Origin of the sequence: Cohnella xylanilytica, from assembly GCF_014212175.1 — a bacterium.
In the GTDB taxonomy this organism is placed as follows: Bacteria; Bacillota; Bacilli; order Paenibacillales; family Paenibacillaceae; genus Cohnella; species Cohnella xylanilytica.
Map to the genome: position 1 here is coordinate 1 of NZ_JACJVR010000137.1, position 3,979 is coordinate 3,979.

Sequence of the window (3,979 nt, forward strand, 5' to 3'; positions counted from 1 at the left end):
GGAATCATCGGATCGCGGCGGGACTTCTCGTTCTGATCCGCTTGTATCTCGGGTGGAAATGGCTGGATGCCGGATGGCATAAATTAACCGCCGACAAGGCGTTCGACGCGACGGGCTTCCTCCATAACGCGGTCAGCAAGCCGGTGCTGGAGACGGGAACCCAGAACGCGCTGTATCCGAACTTCGTCGGCTTCCTGCAGCACTTCGCGCTGCCCAACGCCAAGCTGTTCAACTTCCTGATCCCGTGGGGCGAATTCCTGGTCGGGCTGGGACTCCTTCTGGGCGCTCTGACGACCGCCGCCGCGTTCTTCGGCTTGCTGATGAACTTCATGTTCTTGCTGGCGGGCACCGTCAGCAGCAACCCGTGGCTGGTTCTGTTCGGCACGATCGTCCTGTTCGCGGGAGCCAACGCCGGCAAGTTCGGAGCCGACTACTTCATGGTTCCGTTCCTGAGACGGCTCGCGAGAAGATGGTTCCGTCGGGACCGCCGTCATTCGAGGCCCATGGAGCCGAAGGAACTCGCCAATTAAGGGGAGGCTGGCTCTGGCGGCAGGAACGGAGCCGCGCCTCGGCCGGAACGGAAGCTTTGGCGGGAGACCGTCCCTGAGGGGGCGGTTTTCCGGCGTTATCGGGTGCTTTTCTCCTTTTCCCGAGCGGGACTTGAAGGCTCTACCGATTCCTCGAGCCCCTCTCTCTGCCGAGGCTGCGGAATGGAAGCGTTAGCAGCAGGAAGTTGACGGAGGGAGGGGCGGGCTGATAAGATGATACTGTAAACGCGTGTTCACACCAAAGCGGAGGTCGGCATGAGGAATTCGGAGATCAATTCGGTGGAGATCGCCCGGTTAGCCGGAGTCTCGCGAAGCACGGTCAGCCGGGTCATCAACAATTACTCCAACGTGCCCGCGGAGACCCGCGAGAAGGTCATGAAGGTCATCGAGCAGTACCATTACGTGCCGAACCTGTCCGCGCAGGTGCTGGCCGGGAAGAAGACCCGCACGATCGGGCTGTTCATGATCGAAGCCGGCCACGTCTCGAGCGACATTCTGTCCAACATGCTTCTCGCGAGCATTATCGAGAACGCGTCGTCGTCCGGGTACTACGTGCTGACGCACATTATTCGCAATACGAGAGACGAGGCAAGCGTCCGCGGCATCAAGGACATCTTCTACCAGCGGCGCATCGACGGCGGCATCTTCATCGGAGCGGCCAACGACGAGCCGATGCTCGAGGAGCTGATCGCGGAAGGCTTCATCGTGGGGGTCGTCGACCAGCAGCCGTCCCCGGAGCGGAACGAACCGAACCGCATCGTCGTCAACTTCGACAACGACTACGGTATGACGCTGGCCGTCGGTTACTTGGCGGAGCTGAACCATCGCAAGATCGGCATCGTGTGCGGCGACATGGCCCGTTACTCCGGCCCCTCCAAGTACGAAGGCTTCCTGGCGGCCATGAGCGAGCGCGGGATTCCCGTCCGGCAGGAATGGATCCTTCCCGGAGGGTTCCACGAGGAAGACGGCTACGAGGCGATCCGATCCTTCCTCGAGCGGGGCGGAAGGCTGCCGACGGCCATCGTGATGGCGAACGACAGCGTCGCCTTCGGAGCTATCCGCGCGCTGCGGGAACGCGGCTTGTCCGTGCCGGACGACGTCTCGGTCGTCGGCTTCGACGACCACGCGCTGAGCGCGAGGTTCCAGCCGGCGCTGACGACGGTGAAGGTCGACTTCGACGGGATGATGAGCGAGCTGACGGGTTCGGTGATCGCCCGGATCGAAGGGGCCGAGCCGGAAGCGGCGCGGAGGGCGTCGAGCTCGAGGCTGATCGTCCGGGATTCTTGCAAGAGGCTATAATCAAGCATAAAGGGGAGAACGGGATGAGCGGGAATTACTTGGGGAATCGCGTCGTGACGCAGATCGGGCTGGTCGTTCGCGACATCGAGCGCACTTCGCAGGCGTACGCCGAGTTCTTCGGAGTGGAGAAGCCGCAATGGTTCTGGACGGACGCCGCCGACGTCGCGCGGACGGAGTACCGCGGCGAACGCTCCGAAGCGAGGGCGAAGCTGGCCTTCTTCGATATGGGCTCGCTCCAGCTCGAGCTGATCGAGCCCGACGAGCATCCGAGCACTTGGCGCGAATCGCTGGACAAGAACGGCGAGGGCTTCCATCATATCGCCTTCGTCGTCGACGGGATGAAGGAGAAGATCGAGCTTCTCGGCAATAACGGATTCCCGCTTCTGCAGAAGGGCGAATACACGGGCGGCCGATACGCGTACCTCGATACGTTCAAGGACCTGAAGGTCATCGTCGAGCTTCTGGAGAACGACCGATGAACATTCTGATTACGGGAGCGGGACGCGGACTCGGACTGGAGCTGACCCGGATCGCCCTGGAGCGAGGGCACGCGGTCGTCGCGTGCGTCAGGGATCGGAGCCGGCCGTCGGAGGAGCTGCGGGAGCTGGCCGAGCGGTACCCGGGCCAGGCGCGGATCGAGACGCTCGACATCGTCTCGGAAGCGGACGCGGAGAAGCTCGCCGCGAAGCTGCGCGAGGAGTCGTTCGGCCTGGACGCGCTCGTGAACAACGCGGGCGTCCTGCTCGGCAGGGACGGGGGCATCGCCGACCTGTCGATGGACGACGTCCGCCGCACGTTCGAGGTGAACCTGTTCGGGCCGCTGGCCGCGGCGAAGCACTTGACGCCGCTCCTGCGCGAGAGCGAGTCCGGCGCCGACATCGTCGTCAACATCTCCTCGGAGGCGGGGAGCTTCGCCGGAGCGTACGGCGGCGACTACCCCTACGCCCTGTCCAAGACGGCGCTCAACATGTTCTCCAAGCAGTTGAACGAGGAGCTGAAGCTGCGCGGCATTCGCGTGCTGGCCGTGCATCCGGGCTGGATCCGGACGGATATGGGCGGCGACGCGGCTCCCTTGTCGGCGGCGGACAGCGCGAAGGGAATCATGCGGCTGATCGAGGGAGAGACGGTCGTTCCGGAAGACGTCTTCTTCGTCGACTACGCCGGGCGGCCGATGCCGCTCTGAAGCGGACGGCGGCCGGGAAATATTTTTTTATCATCCCCCTAATCGAAAAGTACGAGAAGAAGAGGCGGCTCCTTGCGGGGGCCGCCTTATTGCTGCGCGTTCATAGGCCTCCGGTCAGCTGCCGTCGATTGCCTTCCGAACGTTTGACCGATCGTTCGAATTTTGATCTGAAACGGATAGGCATCTCTCCCGTATATAACGGTGGAATGGCGTACCGGCGGTCGAAAAGTTGCCATTTGACAATCGACCGATCGTTCGATACGATGACTCGGTAGAGATCCGAGAATCGGTATTCGTAGCCGGTCGGTCGGACAACCCGTCGGAAGAAGAGACAAAGAGGGAGCGGAGACATGCGAAGCATCATCAATTTCTCGCTGAACAACAAGTTTGCGTTGTGGATGTTTACGATTATCGTCCTCGTAGCCGGTTTGTATTCGGGCATGAACATGAAGCAGGAGAGCCTGCCGAATCTGTCGCTGCCCTATCTAAGCGTGACGACCGTCTATCCGGGGGCCGCTCCCGAAGCGGTCGTCGACGACGTGACGGCGCCGCTCGAGCAGAGGCTGAAGAACGTCGAAGGCGTCAAGAACGTGACGTCCACTTCGCTGGAGAACGCGTCCTCCATCATGGTCGAATTCGACTTCGGCCAAGACATGGACCAGGCCATGAACAGCATGCGGGAGGCGATCGCAGGGGCCGATCTTCCCGACGGCGTCCAGGAGCCGTCGATCTCCAAGTTCTCCTTCAACTCGTTCCCGGTCATCTCGCTCAGCGTCTCGGGCGGCGATAGCCTGGAGAGCCTGACGCAGATCGTCGAGAACGAGGTGAAGCCCGAGCTCGAAGGGATATCGGGCGTCGCGTCCGTCTCCGTCTCGGGCCAATTCGTCAAGGAAGTCCAGCTGAAGTTCCATCCGGAGAAGCTGGCGCAGCTCGGCATGTCGGCCGACAC

The 3,979-nt window shown here is 62.2% G+C and carries 5 protein-coding genes; all 5 read left to right on the plus strand.

The window, feature by feature from the left end; all coding sequences use genetic code 11:
* The first annotated feature begins 11 nt into the window (after positions 1 to 11).
* Positions 12 to 530, plus strand: coding sequence for a DoxX family membrane protein (locus H7B90_RS30385; RefSeq protein WP_185139665.1), 519 nt, complete (start codon positions 12 to 14; stop codon positions 528 to 530).
* A 273-nt stretch (positions 531 to 803) separates the two neighbouring features.
* The gene (locus tag H7B90_RS30390) at positions 804 to 1,847 is read left to right on the plus strand and encodes a LacI family DNA-binding transcriptional regulator (RefSeq protein WP_185139661.1); all 1,044 of its coding nucleotides are present in this window, start codon (positions 804 to 806) and stop codon (positions 1,845 to 1,847) included.
* Between the two features lie 23 nt (positions 1,848 to 1,870).
* Positions 1,871 to 2,326: a VOC family protein gene (locus H7B90_RS30395; RefSeq protein WP_185139662.1), complete on the plus strand. Its 456-nt coding sequence runs from the start codon at positions 1,871 to 1,873 to the stop codon at positions 2,324 to 2,326.
* Positions 2,323 to 3,030, plus strand: a complete 708-nt coding sequence (locus H7B90_RS30400; RefSeq protein ID WP_185139663.1) for an SDR family oxidoreductase — start codon at positions 2,323 to 2,325, stop codon at positions 3,028 to 3,030. Before H7B90_RS30395 ends, H7B90_RS30400 begins: the two co-directional genes overlap by 4 nt.
* Before the next feature lie 350 nt (positions 3,031 to 3,380).
* On the plus strand, positions 3,381 to 3,979 hold a 599-nt coding region (locus H7B90_RS30405), incomplete at its 3' end, for an efflux RND transporter permease subunit (RefSeq protein ID WP_185139664.1).

Excerpts from the sequence above, each read along its gene's own strand:
- H7B90_RS30395 (WP_185139662.1), top strand. The coding sequence starts at position 1,871 with ATGAGCGGGAATTACTTGGGGAATCGCGTCGTGACGCAGATCGGGCTG.
- H7B90_RS30400 (WP_185139663.1), top strand. The coding sequence starts at position 2,323 with ATGAACATTCTGATTACGGGAGCGGGACGCGGACTCGGACTGGAGCTG.
- H7B90_RS30390 (WP_185139661.1), top strand. The coding sequence starts at position 804 with ATGAGGAATTCGGAGATCAATTCGGTGGAGATCGCCCGGTTAGCCGGA.